The organism is Corynebacterium sp. KPL2895 (assembly GCF_040225815.1).
Taxonomy (GTDB): Bacteria; Actinomycetota; Actinomycetes; order Mycobacteriales; family Mycobacteriaceae; genus Corynebacterium; species Corynebacterium rhinophilum.
Map to the genome: position 1 here is coordinate 41773 of NZ_JBEHFY010000012.1, position 20095 is coordinate 61867.

A 20095-nucleotide genomic window follows, 5' to 3' on the forward strand; every position below is an offset into this window, starting at 1 on the left:
GGTTAAAGCTCCTCGTCCTCGCCAGGGGCCTTTTGCGCCAATGGCAGCTCATCAATGGAATCCACGGTGCGCGGGTTAACGCCATTAGTCCAATCGCCAGGGCGCTCGGGTGGCTCAATGCCCTCAATGTCCACCAACGGGCAATCGTGGTAGAGGCGGTCAAGCCCGTAGTGCTCGCGCTGATCGGTGCGCTGCACGTGGATGACGATATTGCCATAGTCCAACAGCACCCATCGGTTTTCGCGGTTGCCCTCGCGGCGCTGTGGCTCAAAGCCCTGGGCCGTCATTTGGTCCTCCACCTCATCCACGATGGAGCCGACCTGGCGCTCATTATCGGCAGAAGCCAGCACAAAAACCTCGGTGATGGCGAGGACATCGGAGACATCGATTGCTGCGATATTGCTAGCTAACTTGTCCTGTGCGGCATGTGCCGCGGTTGCCGCCATGCGGCGGGCGAGATCAGAAATAGACAATGTATAAAAATTCCCTTTTCGCGTCTGGTGAGGAAGTGTCTTTTAGCTGTCTATTCTTGCACGTTCGGCGCGATTGTGCCCAAACTTGAACTATAAAGGTTTATCCGGCTGCGCCGAGTAGAGATTATTTTTGGTGATATATTGCACCACTCCATCCGGAACCAGGTACCACACCGGCCGGTTTTGCGCGGCCCGCTCGCGGCAATCCGTGGAAGAAATGGCCATGGCGGGGATATCGATGAGGTTGATATCTTCCCGCGAGCCGGCCGGCAGCATGTCTGTACTCAGCTCGTAGCCTGGGCGCGTAACACCCACGAAGTGCGCCATTTCCAACATCTCTTCCCAGTTATGCCAGCTCATGATGGACTGCAGGGAATCCGCACCGGTGATGAAGTAAAATTCGCCACCCGGAAAAAGGTCACGCAGATCGCGCAGGGTATCGATGGTATAGGTAGGGCCCTTGCGGTCAATATCCACGCGGGAGACGGTAAAACGCGGGTTGGAGGCCGTTGCCACCATGGTCATCAAATACCGGTGCTCCGCGGCAGTGACCTCGCGGGAGGCCTTCTGCCACGGTTGGCCGGTGGGCACAAAGACTACGGTATCGAGGGCAAAGCGGTGCGCCGCCTCGCTGGCGGCGACCAAGTGGCCATTGTGGATTGGATCAAAGGTGCCGCCCATGATCCCAATGCGCTGGGAATTGGTCATGGCTGGAGAGTATAGCCGCTACCCTGCTGGGGAGTTAAGCCAGCCAGCCACGGTATCGGCCACGCGGGCATTGTCCTGTTCCACCGCCGCATCGCCCTCACTTTCGCGGAAATACGAGGCGTGGTGGGCGGCCTTAGTGGCTAGGGCGTCTTTGGCATTGCGCAGATTGAGATCACAAACGAAGTCGCCGGCAAGGCAGTAGTCGATACGGCGATCGGTCGGCAGTGCGGCACTGTGAGGAATGAGATATCGCGGAATCGGCCCGGCCATGCCGCCGGGACGCCGCAAGGGATTGCCCAGGTAGATCGCCCCGGCGAGCTTGTCCTTGGACGCGAGGTAGCGTTCCGCGCTGGTGGCGATAATGGCTCCTTGCGAATACCCAGCGGTGATATAGCGCGGGCTGCATCCCGTTTCCTCTTCGTACTGCTCCACCACGCGCGGCGCGTTGTTCATGCCGCTGCGCAGGCTCTGCACAAAGCCAACGGTGACCTGATAAATCAGCTCGTGTAAGGGGTGTTCCAGCAGCACTCCGCCCAGGCGGCGCATCAGCTGCAGCGGGCCCAGGTTTTCGCCTTCTTGGGCCAGCGGCGGCAGGTTCATCGAGGCTGGATATGCATCTGCATCCAACGCCAGCACGTAGGCATTATCCATGGTGCCGGGGTGACGTTGTTCTACCAGGTGGAAGAGCGCTGCGAGGTTGGGACCTTCATAACCATTGGATTCCGCGCCCTGTTCCGAGTAGCGCTGCGGGCCGAAGTACTCACCGTGTTCCTCGTTTTGGTCCGAGCCGCGCGCGGCAAGGAAAACGTAATCGGGACAGGTTTCGGCCTGTGGGTGGGGCTGACCCGCCGCCGCGATAGGGGCGAGCATAGACGCGCCAAGCGCCGCCGTGGCGGCAATGGTGACGACACCAGCGGCGGCGCGAGAGCAAGAGAAAAGTCGCATATTCTTATGGGCGCACGTGACCGGTGCCTTGGAGGACCCACTTGGAAGAGGTCAGCTCCGGCAGGGCCATTGGGCCACGAGCGTGCAGCTTCTGGGTGGAAATACCGATTTCTGCACCCATGCCATAGACCTCGCCATCGGTAAAGGCAGTGGAGGCGTTGAGCATGACGGCCGCGGCATCGACCTCGTTGCCGAACTTAACCAAGACGTCCGCATCCTGGGCCGCGATGCCCTCGGTGTGGCCGGTGGTAAATTCCGCGATGTGCGCGATGGCAGCGTCGACGCCATCCACCACCTTGGCGCAGATATCCATGGACAGCGACTCTTCGCGCCAGTCCTCTTCGGTGGCCTGGACAACGTCCGTGGCACCGAAGCCCTCGAGCTCGTCTACGTCACCATGGACGGTGACGTCTGCATCTTGGAGGGCGCGGACGATGCGCAGCTTGGTGGCATCATCAAGCGCGGCATCAATAAGCACGCACTCGGTGGAGTTGCAGACCGAGGTGCGGCGGGTCTTGCCGTTGATGACCATGTCGATGGCCTTGTCCATATCGGCCGAGGCATCGATGTAGAAGTGGCAGTTGCCGGTACCGGTCTCGATGGCCGGAACAGTAGCGCCGGTAACCACGGCCTCGATGAGCTTGGCGCCGCCGCGGGGGATAACCAAATCCACCAGGCCGCGGGCGGTAATCAAGTCTTGGACGGAGTCGTGGGTCTCACACGGCAGTAGCTGGACTACCTCGCGTGGCAAATCAAACTCTGCAAGGGTGTCCTGCAGAAGCTCCACCAGCTTGGTATTGGAGTTGCGCGCGGACTTGGAACCGCGCAGCAGCGGCACATTACCGGACTTCAGGGCGAGGCCGAAAGCATCCACGGTGACGTTCGGGCGAGCCTCGTAGACCATGCCCATCACGCCGAGCGGGACGCGCACCTGCTTCATCTGGATGCCGTTATCCATGGTGCGGCCCTGCAGGATCTCGCCTACTGGGTCTTGCAGGCCAGCGACCTGACGCAGGCCATCTGCAATGCCCCCGACGCGGGCAGCGTCCAGGGTCAGGCGGTCAATGAGGGAATCGGACATGCCGCGCTCGCGGCCTGCCTCAATATCTTGCTGGTTGGCAGCAAGGATGTCATCGGTGTGGGCAATAAGATTTTCGGCTGCGCGCTGCAAGATTTCATTCTTGCGCGGCGTGGACAGCTGCGCCACGACGGGCGCAACGTCCTTAGCAGCACGGGCTTTGGACAGAACTTCTTCGCGTTCAGTGTTGCTCATGTCATACCAGAGTAACGTACCTGCCCGAGTTTTTCAGCCGCCCGTCTTTTACCTCACACTTTTCCTCAATTGTGCGGGCTACGCAGTGAAATCTCCTCCCCCTCCCTCGCCCGAAACTGCAGTAAAGCTCACAAATTCAAACCCTAATGTTTATTACCTTGAAAATGGTACTTGGGTATGTTTATTCTTTGCTTGATAGGTTTCACTGCAAAAAGGAGCATTTATGAAAAAGAACGTGGCCAAGCTGGGCCTGATGCTGACTCTGAGCGGGCTCGCCCTCACCGCCTGCAGCACGAATGACGGCGGCAACGGTTCCGACGCGGGCTCCGGTTCGGGCGACGATCAGACCATCAAGGCCGTTGCCACCACCACGCAGATCTGCGATTACCTTACCCAGATTGCCCAGGGTGGCATGACGCTGCACAAGGTGGATTCCAGCGGCAAGGAAACCACCGAGGGCGATGGCGATACCACCCTCGATCTCACCTGCCTGTTGGCGCCGAATGCCAGCGCGCACGAGCACGAGATGACCCCGCAGCAGATGAGTGCCATGGCGGATGCGGACTTCCTCTTTAAAAACGGCGTCGATCTCGAGCACTTCCTCGATAACGCCGTGGAGTCCTCCGGTTTTGACGGCGAGACCATTGTCACCGCAGGCGATGACAATTCCAAGCACAAGGTAGACCTGCGCGAGTGGCCTTTCCCCGGTGAGGACGGCGAGGAACCAGAATTCACCCACGACCCGCACGTATGGACCTCCCCCAAGAACGCCAAGATCCAGGTAGAAAACATCGTGGATGCCTTGGCCGATAAGGAGCCATCCGTAAAGGAAGTCGGCGAAAAGTACACCAAGCAGCTCGACGAGCTGGATAAATGGGTCACCGAGTCCCTGGAGACCGTCCCTGAGCAGGAACGCGTGCTCTTTTCATCGCACGATGCCTTCGGCTACTTCTCCAACGACTATGACGTGGAATTCATCGGATCCGCGCTCACGGACTTCAATAACCAGCAGGACGCTACTTCCTCGCACATCGAGGACGCAGCCAAGGAGGTCCGCGATTCCGGCGCCAAGGCTATTTTCGCGGAAAACTCCAATAACTCTAAGTCCATCGAGGCCATCGCCCGCGCCGCTGGGGTCAAGGCCATTACGGATGAAGACGCCCTGTACGGCGATTCCTTGGGCGTGCCAAATAGCGACGGTGCAACCTACATCGGCTCCATCATCCACAACGTCACCACCCTGGTAGATGCCTGGGACGGTGAAGTGGCCGATCTGCCAGAAGGCCTGGATAACGCGCAATGAGTGTACCGCTTTTAAAGCTTTCCCACGCCTCCTGCGGCTATGGCACCACCACTATCGTGGACGATGTCTCCTTGTCCATCCACGAAGGTGAGGCCATCGCGCTGCTGGGGGCTAATGGTGCTGGTAAGTCCACGCTCTTAAAGGCCATCGCTGGCCTTGCCACCCTGCGCGGCGAGCACGAGCGCACGGCGACGCTGGGATATGTTCCCCAGCACCACACCTGCGATCCCACCTTCCCCGTCACCGCCTGCCGGGTCGTGGAAATGGGCTTGCTCAACAAGGCCTCGTGGTGGGAGCGTATGGGCAGCATGCGCCGCCTGCGCCCGCAGATCACCCAAGCGCTAGAGCTCGTCGGCATGGCGGAAAAGGCGAAGACGCGCTGGGACAAGCTCTCGGGCGGGCAGCGCCAACGCATATTTATCGCCCGCGCGCTCGCCGCACACCCAGACCTCGTACTCATGGACGAGCCCTTCAATGGCCTGGATCAAGATAGCAGGCAGGTGCTTTTAGGGATCATCGCCAAGCTTAAGGAAAGCGGGGTTGCCCTGCTCATTTCCACCCACGATCCCATTTTGGCGCAGCGCGCCTGCGATGCCGGAATGCTCATCGTGGACGGTCACAGCGAGGTCCTTGATACCGAGGATGCAGTCGAGCGCTACCTGGAGGCCACGTCGGTATTTCAGGGGGACATGTGACGCTTCTGCTTACTGCTCCCTTTATGCAGCGCGCGGCCCTGTTTTTGCTGTGCGTAGCCCTGACCGGCGCGGTGATCAGCGTGGTGGTCAACCTGCGCCGCATGGAATTTAGCGTCGAGGCGCTGGTCCACTCGGTATTCCCGGGCATCGTCATTGGCCTGGCCGTGGCGGGCTTTCCCGGCATCTTGCCCGGCGCCGCCATAGCTGCTGGCGTCGCAGTGCTCATTTTGGCGCGCCTTAATTCCGGCAGCGATGGCCACGATCATGAATCCGGCACCGCCGTGGTGCTGACCTTGATGTATGGCATCGGCGTGGTCATCAGCCTCGCCGTAGGGGATCGTTCCGGCCAGCTAGAGGCCCTTATGTTTGGCCGCTTGCTCGATATCACCACTGACCGCATGATCCCCTCGATCATCTTGTGCGTGGTTGCCGCCCTGCTCATCCTGGCCACCTGGCGCTCGCAAGTAGCCGTGGCCTTTGACCGCGAATCCGCGCGCGCCACCGGCATCCGCGTGGGGCTAATCGATGTCACTGCCAACGTAGCGGTGGGCCTAATCGTCGTCGCCGCGAGCTCCGCCATTGGTGTGTTGCTCGTCTTGGGTTTCGTCGTGGTACCAGGCCTGGTCGGGCGCGTCTTAGCCAGCACCCCGGTGCAGATGCTCCTGTGGGCATTGGTCGGCGCGGTGCTAGCCGTATGCGTGGGCCTGTGGCTCATGCTTTCGGTAACCTCCCACCAGATTTCCCCGCAGGCCATCGTCGCGCTGTCGCTGTCCCTAACCGTTCCGCTCGCACTTTTAGGCAGGCGCATATGGGGGTCTTAACATTGCCATTCCTCGAAGCCATCGCGGTGGGCTGCCTTTCCGGGCTGGTGGGCACGCTCATGGTGCTGGGCAACCGCGTCTTTTTTGCAGAGAGCCTTTCTCACGGCACCTTTCCCGGCGCGGTTATCGGCGTCGTCGTAGCCAATGCGCTGGGCGCCAACTTGAGCGATGGGCTCATGCTCGGCTCCGTGGCGGTCTGCATTCCGCTGGCGATTTTCATGCATTACCTGGGCAGGGTGCATGGCGTATCCTCTACCGCTGCGGCGGGCACCACGCTCACTCTGGGCTTTGCGCTGGGCATTTTGCTGCTGCGTTGGTTTCAGCCGTTGCCGCTGCACGTCGATAGCTTCCTGGTGGGCTCGCTTACTACGGTTAACCACCGCGATGTCGCCGTCGCGGCCGGACTGGTCGTTATCTGTTTGCTGGCGGTATTGGCCTGCCGGCGCCGCCTTTTCCAGGCCTATTTCGACCCCAGCACGTCCCCGCATAGCGGGCTTTACGATGCCCTGACGCTCGGCCTTATCTGCTTGACGATGGCCGCCGTCATCCCCGCCGTCGGCACCATCTTGTCCATTGCCCTACTCGTGGCCCCGGCCGCGGGCCTGCGCCCGTGGGTATCGCGGCCGGAGGTGCTGCTTATCGGGGCTGGCATCATTGGCATCACCATCGCGGTCGCCGGGCTATTTATCGCCGCGCACTTAAGCCTTTCGGCCGGCGGCACCATCGCCATTGTGGCGGGCGTCTTTTACCTCACCAGCATGGCGGCCTATAAGGCGGTTTCCTAGCGTGCGGCGCTGCAGGGCGCCGCACCGCGCCGCAACAGCGCGGCGAGTAGCACAGTGTGCGTCGCAGGTTAATTGGTTGAGGCGAGGCGGACGGTGATCTCACGGGCGGCCACCTCTGCCAGCGACATCTCTCCGCTTTCGGTCTGCACCGTCAACAGGCCAGCCACGCTATCGCTGACGCGCAGCTTATTGCCCAGCTCCACACCAAAGCGGTCGAGGTAGCGCAACAGGCCTGGATCCTCATCGCAGACGCGCTCCACGGTCACGGGCGCATCGAGCGGGGCGCTGGCGAGCGTGAGCGTGCCGAGATCCTCGATGCCACCGCCGACATCGGGAATGGGATCGCCGTGTGGATCGCGGTCGGGGGACCCCAGCAGCGCATCGATGCGGCCAATAAAACGATCGGAGCAGGCGTGCTCGAGGCGGTCAGCGTCCTCGTGCACCTCGTCCCAGGAATAATCCAGGGTCTCTACCAAGAAGGTTTCTAAAAGCCGGTGGCGGCGCACCATCTGCATCGCCAGCTCGCGGCCCGCAGGGCTCAATGAGACGCCCTGATAGCGCTCATGCTCCACCAGACCTTGGGCGGCGAGCTTTTTAATCGCCTCGGAGGCAGTGGGCACCTTTTGTTCCAGGCGGCCCGCCACATCCTTCAGCGCCACTGGGGCACCCCCGGAGTGCTCCGATAAGTCCCACAGAACCTTGAGGTAGTCCTGGCTACGGGTAGGGAGTTCTTCTAGGTGCATGTCCACCATCTTAATAATCGTGCTTGTGTCGTCCTGGGATAAGTGTTAAATTAATAGTAGTTCAACACGTTGAACTTTTAATTTCACTTGCCACGGACAGTGGGCGGTACGTCCTTTCTTCGGTACACACACGACGCACTCAGCCTTCGCTGTCCGTGGCTTTTGATTTTTCTAGTATCCCGCCTCCGGATCTACCTGGGTGGGCATGGACTCTCCCTTCTCCCACGCGGCGGCATTCGCATTGAAAATATCGCCCATGTGGTACTGCGCCACGTGCTTTGTCGCCCCGATGTGCGGGGTCATGGTGCAATTGGGCAGGGAGAGCAGCGGGTGGCCATCAGGAAGCGGCTCTGGGTCCACGACTTCCAAGCCAGCGCCTGCAATTTCGCCCTCGCGCAGGGCATCCACCAGATCATCGGTAACCACGGTGCTGCCGCGCCCGACGTTGATAAACAGCGCGGACGGTTTCATGGCGCGGAACTTCGCGGCATCGATTAGCCCCTCCGTTTCCTGCGTGGCGGGCAGGATGCAGAAAATAACATCGGCCTCGCCCCACACGTGCGCGGCATCAGCCATGGCCACCACCTCATCGGCGCCCTCCACGGGGCGCCCAGAGCGATTCACGGCGGTGATGTGGACCCCGAAGGGCTTGAGCAGGGCAATGAGTTGCTTTCCGATGCCCCCAGCACCCAAAATCGCTACCTTCTTCGGCCCCTGCTGGTCATAGATCCACTCCTGCGCCTCATCCAGTTCCTTAGCCACCGACCAGGTGCCGGCCTGTGTAAAGGCCTTGTGCTGGTGGGCCTGGGAGAGCAGGAGGCCCAAGGCGCATTCGGCCACCGGCTTGGCAAAGGCACCGGCGGAATTGCACCACGGCAATCCCTCAGAGGTAATCAATCCAGCATCAATGAGTTGGTTTACACCGGTAAAACAATGCTGCACCCAGCGAATATTGTCCGGCATCTCTGGGATGCGGCGCGGGCTGGGTGTGTTATTGACATAGACCTCTGCGTCTTCGAGGTTTTCTACGCGTTCGTGGCCGGCAGCGCTTAAGTCATCGACCATCGGCTGCCAGGTTTCTGGTCCCATAAAATACTTCATGGGACCAGCGTACGGCACGCGGCTAGATGCGCGAGGCGAAGTTGGAAAGGTAATCCGCGTGCACGACGGAGCGGCGCTTATCTTCTGGCAGCTCGCTCATCTGCATGCCCTTGATCGCGTTCAATTCCTCGGAATCGAAGCGGACCTCACCGCGGCCGATAACCTCGCCCTTCGGGCCCAAGATATCGATGATCTCGCCCTTGTTGAATTCACCGCGGACATCGGTAATACCCACGGCAAGCAAGGAGGTACCGCCCTTGGTCACGGCTTCCTTCGCACCCTCATCCAGGCGCACGGCTCCGCCGGTATCGGCGCAGTAGAGTGCCCAGAACTTCCAGGCCGAAAGCTGGCGTTCCTCGCGGGTGTGGAATACGGTGCCCACGGAGGCATCGGAAAGCGCGGGGCCAATATTATCGGTGGAGGTCAACAGCACTGGAATGCCGCCGCGGGTGGCCAGGCGGGCGGCCGAGACCTTCGTGGCCATACCGCCGGTGCCGACCTTGCCGCCATCGCCTGCAACAACACCCTTGAGGTCCTTACCGGTGCGCACCTCGTCGATGAACTTCGCATCCGGCTCGGCCGGGTTCTTGTCATAGAGGCCATCAACGTCAGAGAACAGGAAGAGCGCGTCTGCGCCCACCAAATTGGCGACCAAGGCCGACAGGCGGTCGTTATCGCCAAAGTGCATCTCCGAGGTAGCAACGGCGTCGTTTTCGTTCACGATGGGAATGGTGCGCAGCTGGCGCAGGCGGTCAATGGTGCGCTGCGCGTTGCGGGCGCGATCGCGGTGCCCGGCATCGGACGCCGTAAGCAGCACCTGACCGATGGTGCGCTGGTAACGCGCAAAGGAACGGCCCCACTCATAGGCTAGGTGAACCTGGCCCACAGACGCCGAGGCCTGCTTCGTAGCCAGGTCGGTGGGGCGCTGGTGCAGGCCGAGCGGGCCCATACCGGCAGCAACCGCACCGGAGGAAACGATGATGACATCGGAGCGTCCCATGCGTGCGTGGACAGCATCAACGATGTGGTCGATCTTTTCCTGCGCCACGCGGAAATTCTCATCCGTCAGCGACGAGGAACCAATTTTTACAACGACGCGCTTGGCTTCAGCGATAGAGTTGCGCAATTCGGATTCAAACCCAGAGGCTATCGGGTTTTCATCAAGGGCTTCGGGGAACGGAGTATCAGCGGTAGGGCCATCAAACGGCTCTACGGGGAGCGGAAGAATGGGCTCTTTCTGTTGATCAGCAGACATAACTCAATAGTGTACAAAGCTTAGGCCGCCCGCCCCCTTCATTGGGGCACATTTCCCCCATGTGCGCAGCATAATGCGTCTGAACTGGGGGCAATCATCCGGTGGAATTGCCCCCACTTCCCTTCACTGGAAGTTAACGACTAACCCTGCCACCGGTCACGGTTAGCGCCTTCGCGGGTGATCTCTTCCTCGTCTCCGTAGTCGAGCTCATCAACCAAGCCACGCCGGGCTTGGGAAGCACGCTTGCGCTCCGCCGCAGACACACGCTTAGTGCCCTTGAGGCGGGCATCCTCACCGCGGCTGGCCATAGTGGGATCGCCGCCGGTCATCGGCTCCCATTCGAAGGTAATGCCGCCGATGGTAACGGGACAGCCTTCCACCGCGCCCTGCTTGTGCAGCTCGTCTTCCACGCCGGCCTTGGCCAGGCGGTCCGCCAAGTAGCCCACGGCCTCATCGTTTTCAAAGTCGGTCTGGGTGATCCAGCGCTCGATCTTTTCGCCTTCCACGATGAATCCGCCCTGCACTTCTGGGTCTGGTCGCACGCTAAAGTCTGCGAAGCTGCCGGTGTTTTTCTTATGCGCTTGGGCCTTGGGGTGAATAACGGTATGGGAAGGATCCCGCTTCGGCTTAGGCTGTGCCTTGTGGTGCTCGGTGACCATTTCCATGAGCTTGAATTTCAGCGGGTCCAAACCCTTACGCGCTGCCGCAGAAATGATAAACACCGGCCAGCCAAACTTTTCCTTCAGGTCATCCTTGACGAACTCCGCAAGCTCTTCTGCTTCCGGCACATCGGCCTTATTCAAAATGATAACGCGCGGGCGCTCGCGCAGGTCACCCAAGCCGGTATCGCTTTCTAGCGCTTCCTGGTATTTGGCCAGCTCATTTTCCAGCGCCTCAATATCGGATTCCGGGTCGCGGCCCGGCTCGATGGATGCGGTATCAACGACGTGGGCCAGCACGGCCGTGCGCTCGATGTGGCGCAAGAAGTCTAGCCCCAAGCCTTTGCCATCGGCGGCGCCAGGGATAAGACCAGGGACATCTGCAATGGTAAAGGAGCTATCGCCCATATCCACCACACCCAAGTTGGGCTGCAGGGTGGTAAACGGGTAGTCACCAATCTTCGGCTTGGCTGCAGACAGCACAGAGATCAACGAGGACTTGCCCGCCGAAGGAAATCCCACAAGCCCCACATCCGCCATGGATTTCAGCTCGAGCACCAAATCATGAGCTTGGCCCGGCTCGCCCTGCAGCGCAAAGCCCGGTGCCTTGCGGTTCTTAGACGCCAACGCCGCGTTGCCCAAGCCGCCAAAACCGCCCTCGGCCGCGACGAAACGCGTGCCCGGCACAGTAAGATCCGCCAAGGTCTCACCCTTTTCCGTGCGCACAACCGTACCTGCGGGAACCTCCAGAATCAGGTCCTCACCGCGCGCGCCATTGCGCATATCGCCGGCACCGTTACCACCGCGCTCGGCCTTAATATGCGGGCGGTAGTGGAAGTCCATCAAGGTATGGATCTGCTCTGAGACCTCCAAAACAATGTCGCCACCGTGGCCGCCATTGCCGCCATCCGGTCCGCCCAATGGCTTGAATTTCTCGCGGTGGACAGACACACAGCCATGCCCACCGTCGCCAGCCTGCAAGTGCAAGACGACGCGGTCAATAAATCGTGCCATGATGTGCCACACCCTTCTTATTTAAATCTATTGTCTTAGCCAGTGTAATGCGTAGCCAAGCTCGGACTCCAACCCATGCCCTGCCAGCACAGTGGGAGGTAAAACGAGAAAATCCTCGAGCTGCCCTCACCCGTAGTGAAAGCTGCCCGAGGATTGACTGCTGCGGTCGTGCTTAAGCAGTAGCTTCTGCAGCAACCTCTTCAGCCGGGATGATGTTGACCATCCGACGGCCGCGCTTGATGCCGAACTTCACGGAGCCAGCAGCAAGTGCGAACAAGGTGTCATCGCCGCCGCGACCAACGTTCTCACCTGGGTGGAACTTGGTGCCGCGCTGACGCACGATGATCTCGCCGGCGTTAACCTGCTGACCACCGAAGCGCTTGACGCCGAGGCGCTTGGACTCGGAATCGCGACCGTTGCTGGAGCTGGAAGCACCCTTCTTGTGTGCCATGTCGTTTCCCTCCTTCGGGGATGATTTGCAGCCCGGTTAAGGCTTACTTGATACCGGTGATCTTCAAGGTGGTCTGAGGCTGGCGGTGACCCAAACGCCTCTTGTAACCAGTCTTGTTCTTGTACTTCAAGATATCAATCTTTGGACCTTTACCCTGTTCAACGACTTCCGCAGCAACGGAAACCTTCTCCAAGTCGGAAGCCTTGGACTTCACAGCGGCGCCATCGACGAGCAGAACCGGGGTGAGAGCCACGGCAGAGCCTGGCTCACCCTCGATCTTCTCGACCTTGACGAGGTCACCTTCAGCAACCTTGTACTGCTTGCCGCCGGTCTTGACGATCGCGTACATAGAGGGTTACCCCTTATCTAAACTCGCTCGGACACGGCATCCAGGCCGTTATCCGAATGGACACTTACATATTGCGTTCAGACCCCGCGCGAACATGTCCGCAATCACCGGGCGGCAATTGTGGGCTGATCCAGCGCCGAGAGTTCTAAACAGCGACTGTCAAAGACTACCCCGCCGCGGGTACAAAATACAAACCACGCACTTCGCACCCGCGTGGCGATGCCCTAGGAAGTAGCTCGCCGTGCTACGCGGCGCCGCCGCCGGCCCGCGTCCTTAGCACCAGTCTGCGGGGTCTCCGGCGCGTTAGTGGACGCCTTTTCCCCAGTACGTTCCTGCCGCGCGGCCGCTGCCGGCGCCCCGGTCTTTTTCACCGCGCGCTTCTTCCCGCGGCGAATGACCTTGGTTTCAGTCTGCGGAGCACTAGCCTTCTGGGAATCCTTCTCCCCTTGAACAGGTGTAGCCGTTGGGCCACCCGCATTGTGCGAGGTGGCCTTATCCCTCGGGTTCGTACGCACCACCCGGCGCTTGCCGCGACGGCCTCCCTGTACCGAGGATTTATTCTTCCCGCCACTGATATTCTCGTGACGCTGCTCCGCAGTTCGCGAGGTGTCCCCGCGCTTGTCGTCCTGCTTTACATCCTGCGCGTTTGCCCGGTGCGAGGCCCGCACATTTGCCCGGCGGGAATTTGGCTGGGTGCGAACGCTGCGACGCCGACCACGCCCGCGTGACTTGCTGCGAGGCTTTTGCTGCTCGGCGTCCTGCTGTGCCGCACCGTCACCGCGTGACTTCTCGGCGGAACCCGTGGATTCCTCTTTTTGTGGCTGGGCAAAAGCCTCTGGGCGCGGGCGATTATCGGAACGCGAATTTCCGCGCGTGCGCCGCTTCCGGCGCGGAGAAGCCTCAAACTCGGCTACTGCCTCCTCGTAGGTCTTCTCCGGGGCATCGGTAGCTACCGCCTTCTTCTCTTCAGCCGCCTGCTGGCGCTGTTTCTGCTGCTCCTGCACGCGGCGGGAAGCTGGCGAGGTCCGCGTTGCCCGGCGCGGCTTCTTGCCCCGCTGGGTGCGCTTCTTCTCCTTCGCCGGTGATTCTTGGCCATCGGGCACATAGGAATTAAATTCCTGTACCTCATCGCTTTCGGCGGCGTTTTCTGCCGCAGCATAGGCGATGGCCTCGATTTCAGAGACCTCGGACTTCTTCTGCACTCGGCGGCGCTTCTTCTGCTTGTCTTCGCTGCGGCCACGGCTGCGCTCGTCACGGTGTCCGCGGGCGTTGTCGGCTCGCTTCTGTGGGGCCTTCTGTGTGGAGTCGGCGGTCTCATCGTCTACGACGACATTGGCCACGAGCTCCTCCAGCGACGGTGACTGCTCGTCCTCGCTGCTGTAGAGGGGAGCGTTGGTCTTTTGGTACTTCTGCGGCTGGTTAGCGGCCTTATGCCCCTTGTGGTGCTTCTGGCCCTTCTTCTCCGCGCGCTCGTCTTCATCGTCATGCTCGTGCATGGCCACGGCAGCCGGGTGCTGCTGGGGATCGTGGTCTGGCTTCTTGTGCGACTTGGAGGAACCGTGCGAATGCTGGCCGGAGTGGTTGTCTTCAGCTTCATCGACCGGGTACTCGTGGATGATGATGCCGCGGCCATGGCAGTGCTCACACTCGGTAGAAAAGGTCTCTACCAAGCCAGTGCCCAAGCGCTTGCGCGTCATTTGCACCAAGCCCAGGGAGGTAACCTCGGATACCTGGTGGCGCGTGCGGTCGCGACCCAGGGCCTCCTTCAGGCGGCGCAAAACCAGGTCCTGGTTTTCCGGCAAGACCATGTCAATAAAGTCCACCACGATCATGCCGCCCAGATCGCGCAGGCGCATCTGGCGCACGATTTCTTCGGCCGCCTCCAGGTTATTGCGGGTCACGGTCTCTTCCAGGTTGCCGCCGGAGCCGGTGAACTTGCCGGTGTTGACATCGATGACGGTCATGGCCTCGGTACGATCGATGACCAAGGTGCCGCCAGATGGCAGCCATACCTTGCGCGAGAGCGCCTTATGCAGCTGCTCATCAATGCGGTAGGCGGCAAAGGCATCCTGGCCGCCGTGGTCCTTGGGCTTATAGCGCACCACGCGGTCTGCAAGGTCCGGGGCCATGGATTCCACGTAGGCATTGACCGTATTAAAGGAACGCTTCCCGTCCACGATCAGGCGATGGAAGTCTTCGTTGAAGAGATCCCGGACGACCTTGATGAGCATATTCGGCTCTTCATAGAGCGTGACCGGCTTAGCACCCTTGGAGGATTTTTCCTTCTTAGCTTGGGTGGAAATATCTTCCCACCGGTTATGCAGGCGCTGCACATCTGCTGCAATGGCCTCCTCGGGAACGTTTTCGGCAGCGGTACGGATGATGGCGCCGCCATCGCCTGGCACCACGCGGCCCAAGATGTCCTTTAAGCGCTTGCGCTCCGGTGCCGGCAGCTTGCGCGAAATTCCAGCACTGCGGCCGCCTGGTACGTAGACGAGGTAGCGCCCGGCCAAGGAAATCCGGGTGGTCAGGCGCGCACCCTTGTGGCCAATCGGGTCCTTTGCCACCTGCACCAAGATTTGGTCGCCGGATTTCAGGGTATTTTCAACCTTGCGGGAACGCCCGTGCAATTTGGTCTTGCGCCAGTCAATCTCGCCGGCATAAAGCACACCGTTGCGGCCCTGGCCGATGTCCACGAATGCCGCCTCCATGGACGGCAAGACGTTTTGCACGCGGCCTAAGTAAATATTGCCAATGAGGGAGGCTTGGGCCTCGGTGGTAACGAAGTGCTCGACCAAGAGGTCATCTTCAAGCACGCCCACCTGCGTGACGATGCCCGCGCCGTCCTCGCGCTGCTTATCGCGCACCACCATGGTGCGTTCCACGGCCTCGCGCCGCGCCAAAAATTCCGCCTGGGACACGATGTGCTGGCGCTCGCGGCCCTTCTCGCGCAATTCTGCGCGGCGGCGCTTCTGTGCCTCGATGCGGGTGGAGCCACGGATGGCCTTGGGCTCATCGATAAGCTCCGGCTCCTTATCCGCCACATCCTTCTTGGCGTTCTCGTGCACGCCGCGCCCACGGGAGGTACCACGGCGGCCGCGGCGACGCTTGTCAGAACCCCCGCGCGACGCCTTATTGTCTACCTCGGCCTCGTCCGGCTCTGCGTCGTCGCCAGGTTCCGCCGCATCAGCGGCTTCAGCGATCGCCGCCATGTCCGCGGCCTCATCCTCACCAAGCTCGGCGGCGTCCTGCTGCTGCGGCGGCATAAACAGCGGCGCGAAGTCATACGCAGCGGAATCGTCGTCCGTCTCCGCGCGCGGGACTATGCGCGGGGCATAGTAATCATCGTCGAAGTCCTCGCCGGCCTCTGCCAGCACCTCATGCAGCTTGGCCGGATCCACGGTCCCAGTCGCTTCGCCAGCTCCGGCAGCGGCAGCGTCGGTGGCATTAGCATCGGCATCATCTTCAGCGCGCGCGGGCGCGTTCGACGGCTCAGGATCCGGCAGTGCGCTCTTTACCAGCGAAGCATCGACCTTTTCCTCAATCTGGGAGATTTCATTGTCCACGTTCTTGCGCACGCGGTAGCGCAGGTTCTTTTCTTCTTCCGCATCGGCGGCGGTGTTTTCAGTGGGAGCGCCATCTTCTTCCCCATCATCAGCTTGTACTGGCCCTTTCTTTGCCGCAGGCGCAGACTTCTTCGTGGCTTTGCGGGTGCGCCGAGCGCGCTTGGTGGTCTTGGCCTTGCCCTCGGGCTTTGCTTCCGCTGGGCTCTCGTCCACGGTTGCAGGCTGCTCCGCATCCGCGCCCCCTGCATGGCGGGCTAGAGCAGCGAAGAGGTCGCCTGCTTCTGCGCGGGTAATGGAGCTCTGCGCGGTCTTGTTCAGGCCCATGTCCTTGAGCTGGGCCACCAGCTGGCGCGAGGATAGGCCGAGCTTTTGGGCCAAGGCATACACGCGGGTTTTATCTTTGAGCTCGCTCGGGTCTATCCGCTGGGCCAAAGCCGCGGCTGCCTGGAGGTTTTCAGTTGTTTCTTGAGAGTTCTGTGCCGCCATTAGTTGGGCTTACTCCTGTACTTCGATTGTATGGTGCGCCGGCTATTCGGGCGCAGGCACAGCCCAAAAAGGACCGCGCCGCTGCCGCACGAATAGCAACGAAAACGCACTGCGTTAAAGCTTGTGGGTTATGAAATTATGCGCGCGCTGCGCGTGAGTTCCATTGTGTCACAGAATCTTGGCGGGGCGAGCAGGCTGTGGGCGATGATACGTTTGAACTTATGGCAGAACTGGCACCACGTCCCGCCCGAACATTATCGCAGTACCGGCAGCGTAATGAGATTACGCCGAAAGAGGCGTGCTTATTCGGCGTTCCGGCCGGTTTTGCCCTCGGGTTTGCCCAAACGGAGGCCAGCTACATGCTGATGGGCGCCGGCGTTTTTGCGGTCTTCGCGGTCATTGGATTGGTGCACCTCATCCGCCATTATCCCCGCTCTATTGGGGCTAGCCAGGATGTCTACCTCGAGGGCGATTACCCCGCCATTGCTTATTGGGCGCCAGTGATACCACTTGCTCTACCGCTGGCCATGGCCCCGCTGTCCGCGGCTGGCTGGTTGCCAAACATCTCGCTGGCCCCGCCCGTGGAAGGCATCTTAACCGGAGCGGTGTCGGCGTTCGCACTCCCGCTGGGTTTGTGGGCCATGCTTTCCCAGTCCTTTCGCATTGGCCGCCGCCGCATGCAGCGCATCGTGGCTGAAGATCCCTTAGAAGGGGTCACAGATCATGCCATGCAGCTTGCCGATGCCCACCTAAATATCCTCACCGCCCTCGTCACCGCCGGGGCCGTCCAGGGCAATACGACCACCACCAAGGCCTTGTCCCGCCTGATGCAGGTGGAACTAGATACCCTGCCGGATGCTCTTCAGGAACTAAAAAAGCATGGGCTCGTGAAGGTAGAAGATATTGGACTGCGCTCCAAAGTAGAAAGCTGGCGCATCACCCTCACCCCTACTGGAGTGCGGTGCCTGTATCAACTTGGCAGACGCTAATTCGGCAGACTCGGGTCTCCTGGAAATAACTTAGGACCAATCCAGAGCATTACGTATACCAAACCAACCAAAACCGGAATTTCAACAAGAGGCCCAATGGTACCGGCTAACGCTTGAGCAGAGGTGGCACCAAAGGTACCGATGGACACCGCGATGGCTAACTCAAAATTATTTCCCGCTGCGGTAAAGGCCACTGAGGCAGACTGTGCATAATTCATTCCGGCAACTTTAGCTACGCCCAAAGCCAGAAAGAACATCCCGACAAAGTACAACATCAGAGGCACCGCTACCCTAACCACTGCTACCGGCTGCTCCACTAGCTGTTCTCCTTGCAGGGAGAACAGTAAGACGATTGTATACAGCAAACCGATCATTGCCAAAGGAGACACCGCAGGAAGGTAACGGTTTTCGAACCACTCACGCCCTTTAGTTTTCTCTGCCCATACTCGGGAGATAACCCCGAGCAAAAGCGGGATGCCTAAGAATACGAGCACTGAAGTAACAATGGACCAGAAAGAGAATTCGACAGAGGTGGTATCAAGACCCAGCCATCCCGGCAGTATCTGCAGGTAGAACCAACCCAGGACACCGAACATCGCAACTTGGAAGACGGAGTTGATTGCTACTAATACTGCCGTGGCTTCTCGGTCACCGCAGGATAGGTCTGACCACACCAAGACCATGGCGATGCAGCGGGCAAGGCCGACAATGATAAGACCCGTGCGCAGCTCGGGTTGATCCGCCAAGAATAGCCAGGCCAGTGCGAACATGAATGCTGGCCCCACAAGCCAATTCAAAACGATTGACACGGTCATCAGCCGTCTGTCAGTGGCAATCTCCCGGGTCTTTTCATAGCGCACTTTAGCAAGCGGTGGATACATCATCACCAACAGCCCTAAAGCAATTGGAAGGGAAATACCCCCAACTTCTAAAGCTGAGAGCGCTTTTCCAATTCCTGGAAGAAAATGACCTATAAGCAGGCCAAGGACCATAGCGATGATGATCCACACGGGAAGAAAGCGATCGAGAAAAGCCAATCGCGGCTGCTGTGAGGTAGCCATACCTGTCTCCTTCATTGACCCAAGTCGCACCGTACCGTGCTGCACTGTACCCATTCATATCGATACCTGTCAATATGAATGGGTGGGAAAACGCCCATATACTGAATGCATGGTTTCTTCGCACGGCATGACCAAAAATCCCTACATCAACGAATGCTGTTCGCTTAGCAACGGCCCCCTAGATCAAGACAATGCCGTGCACTTTGCCCAGCAGTTCAAGGTACTTGCAGATCCCGCGCGCCTTCGCCTTTTGTCCATTTTGTGCGATGAAGGCTGCGGCCCGATGAGCGTCTCAGAACTGACCGCATTATCCGGTCTGAGTCAGCCGACGGTGTCTCACCATCTTGCAAAAATGCGGGATGCTGACCTCTTAGCCAAACGACAGACTGGCCGCACCGTCACCCATGAAGTGCAAAAACAAGCTTTCACTGCACTGCGCGAACTACTCTCTTTCGACTAAACAGCCACTAACAATGAAATCTTGGCCTTATATGTTTGCAACACTGTGAGCCAATCAAAGTATTTCGCCCCGCAATAAACCCCCTCTTAAAGGAAAAGGCCCGAGCTTAACGCTCGGGTCTCCTTGAAATCTAGGTAGATTCAGTGCTTAGAGGTTGGGGAACCAAATTCCAATCTCGCGCTCAGCGGACTCTGGGGAGTCGGAGCCGTGCACGATGTTCTCGCCCACGCTGAGTGCGAAGTCACCGCGGATGGAACCGGGTGCGGCCTTGGAGACTGGGTCGGTGCCGCCGGCCAGCTGGCGCCATGCCTCGATGGCGCGCTCGCCTTCAACAACGCCGGCAATCAGCGGTGCGGAGGTGATGAAGTCCACGAGCTCGCCAAAGAATGGCTTGTCCTTGTGCTCTTCGTAGTGCTTTTCTGCGGTCTCGCGGTCAGCCACGCGCAGGTCCAACTCAGCCAGCTTGAGGCCCTTGCGCTCGATGCGGGCGATGATCTCGCCCACGTGGCCGTTCTTTACGCCGTCCGGCTTAATGAGGATCAATGTACGTTCAGTCATGCCCCATACTGTACCGAATACCCACAACTCGTCCACGACCGAGGGCCATAAGCGGGGGCAGCGTAGTGGGCGGCATTTAATAAGCATTAAGTAAGCTGCTGGACTATCTCCGTCGCGCGCTCGTGGGAGGTACCCCGAAACCACAGGCGCACTTGGTTAACCGCCGTGCCAAACTGGCCGTTGCCCAGCAAACGCTTAATCTCTGCTCGCTGCTCTTTATCCAAATCATCAAGGGTGGCTTCTTCTGCCCGCTGAAAATTAGCGCGCAGGGCAAGGGCCAAAAATACGGCGGCAATGATGAGTGCTACCAGCGGCAGCCACGGCGCGCCCGTGGCCGCGCGGGCAGCGACCGCGGCAATGCAGGCTAGGGCCGCGAGGACGAGATAGACGGTGCGCATGG

General features: G+C 60.0%; 20 protein-coding genes. 6 read left to right on the top strand and 14 right to left on the bottom strand.

Annotation, left to right across the window (positions count from 1 at the left end):
• Positions 1–2 precede the first annotated feature (2 nt).
• The 4 genes from rsfS to ABRP95_RS06945 form a co-directional block, all read right to left on the bottom strand.
• The gene (gene rsfS, locus ABRP95_RS06930) at positions 3–446 is read right to left on the bottom strand and encodes a ribosome silencing factor (protein WP_198010384.1); all 444 of its coding nucleotides are present in this window, start codon (positions 444–446) and stop codon (positions 3–5) included.
• Positions 447–563: 117 nt separating this feature from the next.
• Positions 564–1181 (bottom strand): nicotinate-nucleotide adenylyltransferase, encoded by a 618-nt coding sequence (gene nadD / locus ABRP95_RS06935; protein WP_284853586.1) that lies wholly within the window; start codon positions 1179–1181, stop codon positions 564–566.
• Positions 1182–1199: 18 nt separating this feature from the next.
• Positions 1200–2126, bottom strand: coding sequence for a cutinase family protein (locus tag ABRP95_RS06940; RefSeq protein ID WP_284853587.1), 927 nt, complete (start codon positions 2124–2126; stop codon positions 1200–1202).
• Between the two features lie 4 nt (positions 2127–2130).
• The gene (locus ABRP95_RS06945) at positions 2131–3399 is read right to left on the bottom strand and encodes a glutamate-5-semialdehyde dehydrogenase (RefSeq protein ID WP_284853588.1); all 1269 of its coding nucleotides are present in this window, start codon (positions 3397–3399) and stop codon (positions 2131–2133) included.
• A 223-nt stretch (positions 3400–3622) separates the two neighbouring features.
• Between ABRP95_RS06945 and ABRP95_RS06950 the strand changes: the two genes are divergently transcribed.
• From ABRP95_RS06950 to ABRP95_RS06965, 4 genes are read left to right on the top strand one after another with little or no spacing between them, the layout of a single operon-like run.
• Positions 3623–4702 carry a metal ABC transporter substrate-binding protein gene (locus ABRP95_RS06950; RefSeq protein WP_284853589.1) on the top strand — a complete coding sequence of 360 codons (1080 nt, stop codon included), beginning with the start codon at positions 3623–3625 and terminating at the stop codon, positions 4700–4702.
• Complete coding sequence (locus tag ABRP95_RS06955; RefSeq protein ID WP_284853590.1) at positions 4699–5397, top strand: metal ABC transporter ATP-binding protein; 699 nt, start codon at positions 4699–4701, stop codon at positions 5395–5397. The genes ABRP95_RS06950 and ABRP95_RS06955 overlap by 4 nt, the downstream gene beginning before the upstream one ends.
• Positions 5394–6218 (top strand): metal ABC transporter permease, encoded by an 825-nt coding sequence (locus ABRP95_RS06960; RefSeq protein ID WP_284770225.1) that lies wholly within the window; start codon positions 5394–5396, stop codon positions 6216–6218. Before ABRP95_RS06955 ends, ABRP95_RS06960 begins: the two co-directional genes overlap by 4 nt.
• Positions 6206–7003 (top strand): metal ABC transporter permease, encoded by a 798-nt coding sequence (locus ABRP95_RS06965; RefSeq protein ID WP_284770224.1) that lies wholly within the window; start codon positions 6206–6208, stop codon positions 7001–7003. Before ABRP95_RS06960 ends, ABRP95_RS06965 begins: the two co-directional genes overlap by 13 nt.
• A gap of 68 nt (positions 7004–7071) precedes the next feature.
• Here the strand turns inward: ABRP95_RS06965 and ABRP95_RS06970 are convergent, their stop codons facing one another.
• The 7 genes from ABRP95_RS06970 to ABRP95_RS07000 all read right to left on the bottom strand — a co-directional run bounded on the left by ABRP95_RS06970 (position 7072) and on the right by ABRP95_RS07000 (position 16627).
• A complete protein-coding gene (locus ABRP95_RS06970; RefSeq protein ID WP_284853591.1) occupies positions 7072–7746 on the bottom strand; it encodes a metal-dependent transcriptional regulator in 675 nt (224 codons plus the stop codon).
• A gap of 171 nt (positions 7747–7917) precedes the next feature.
• Entirely contained in the window at positions 7918–8847 is a 930-nt protein-coding gene (locus tag ABRP95_RS06975; RefSeq protein WP_284796428.1) for a D-isomer specific 2-hydroxyacid dehydrogenase family protein, read from the bottom strand.
• Positions 8848–8869: 22 nt separating this feature from the next.
• On the bottom strand, positions 8870–10102 hold the full coding sequence (proB, locus tag ABRP95_RS06980) for a glutamate 5-kinase (protein ID WP_284770221.1): 1233 nt from the start codon (positions 10100–10102) through the stop codon (positions 8870–8872).
• A gap of 140 nt (positions 10103–10242) precedes the next feature.
• Positions 10243–11775, bottom strand: a complete 1533-nt coding sequence (gene obgE / locus ABRP95_RS06985) for a GTPase ObgE (protein ID WP_349839141.1) — start codon at positions 11773–11775, stop codon at positions 10243–10245.
• A 172-nt stretch (positions 11776–11947) separates the two neighbouring features.
• Positions 11948–12226 carry a 50S ribosomal protein L27 gene (gene rpmA, locus ABRP95_RS06990; protein WP_005277951.1) on the bottom strand — a complete coding sequence of 93 codons (279 nt, stop codon included), beginning with the start codon at positions 12224–12226 and terminating at the stop codon, positions 11948–11950.
• A 43-nt stretch (positions 12227–12269) separates the two neighbouring features.
• Positions 12270–12575, bottom strand: coding sequence for a 50S ribosomal protein L21 (gene rplU / locus ABRP95_RS06995; protein ID WP_349839142.1), 306 nt, complete (start codon positions 12573–12575; stop codon positions 12270–12272).
• Positions 12576–12799: 224 nt separating this feature from the next.
• Positions 12800–16627, bottom strand: a complete 3828-nt coding sequence (locus ABRP95_RS07000; protein ID WP_239268699.1) for a translation initiation factor IF-2 N-terminal domain-containing protein — start codon at positions 16625–16627, stop codon at positions 12800–12802.
• A gap of 221 nt (positions 16628–16848) precedes the next feature.
• On the opposite strand from ABRP95_RS07000, the gene ABRP95_RS07005 reads away from it, so the two are divergent.
• Positions 16849–17616 carry a hypothetical protein gene (locus tag ABRP95_RS07005; protein ID WP_239268701.1) on the top strand — a complete coding sequence of 256 codons (768 nt, stop codon included), beginning with the start codon at positions 16849–16851 and terminating at the stop codon, positions 17614–17616.
• Here the strand turns inward: ABRP95_RS07005 and arsB are convergent.
• Positions 17613–18677, bottom strand: a complete 1065-nt coding sequence (arsB, locus tag ABRP95_RS07010; RefSeq protein WP_239268703.1) for an ACR3 family arsenite efflux transporter — start codon at positions 18675–18677, stop codon at positions 17613–17615. The genes ABRP95_RS07005 and arsB overlap by 4 nt on opposite strands.
• Positions 18678–18786: 109 nt before the next feature.
• Between arsB and ABRP95_RS07015 the strand changes: the two genes are divergently transcribed.
• Positions 18787–19137 carry an ArsR/SmtB family transcription factor gene (locus ABRP95_RS07015; protein ID WP_239268705.1) on the top strand — a complete coding sequence of 117 codons (351 nt, stop codon included), beginning with the start codon at positions 18787–18789 and terminating at the stop codon, positions 19135–19137.
• A 147-nt stretch (positions 19138–19284) separates the two neighbouring features.
• On the opposite strand, the gene ndk is transcribed toward ABRP95_RS07015, so the two are convergent.
• Both ndk and ABRP95_RS07025 read right to left on the bottom strand, forming a co-directional pair.
• On the bottom strand, positions 19285–19695 hold the full coding sequence (ndk, locus tag ABRP95_RS07020) for a nucleoside-diphosphate kinase (protein ID WP_005277934.1): 411 nt from the start codon (positions 19693–19695) through the stop codon (positions 19285–19287).
• Between the two features lie 86 nt (positions 19696–19781).
• The gene (locus ABRP95_RS07025; protein WP_239268707.1) at positions 19782–20093 is read right to left on the bottom strand and encodes a hypothetical protein; all 312 of its coding nucleotides are present in this window, start codon (positions 20091–20093) and stop codon (positions 19782–19784) included.
• Positions 20094–20095: the final 2 nt, after the last annotated feature.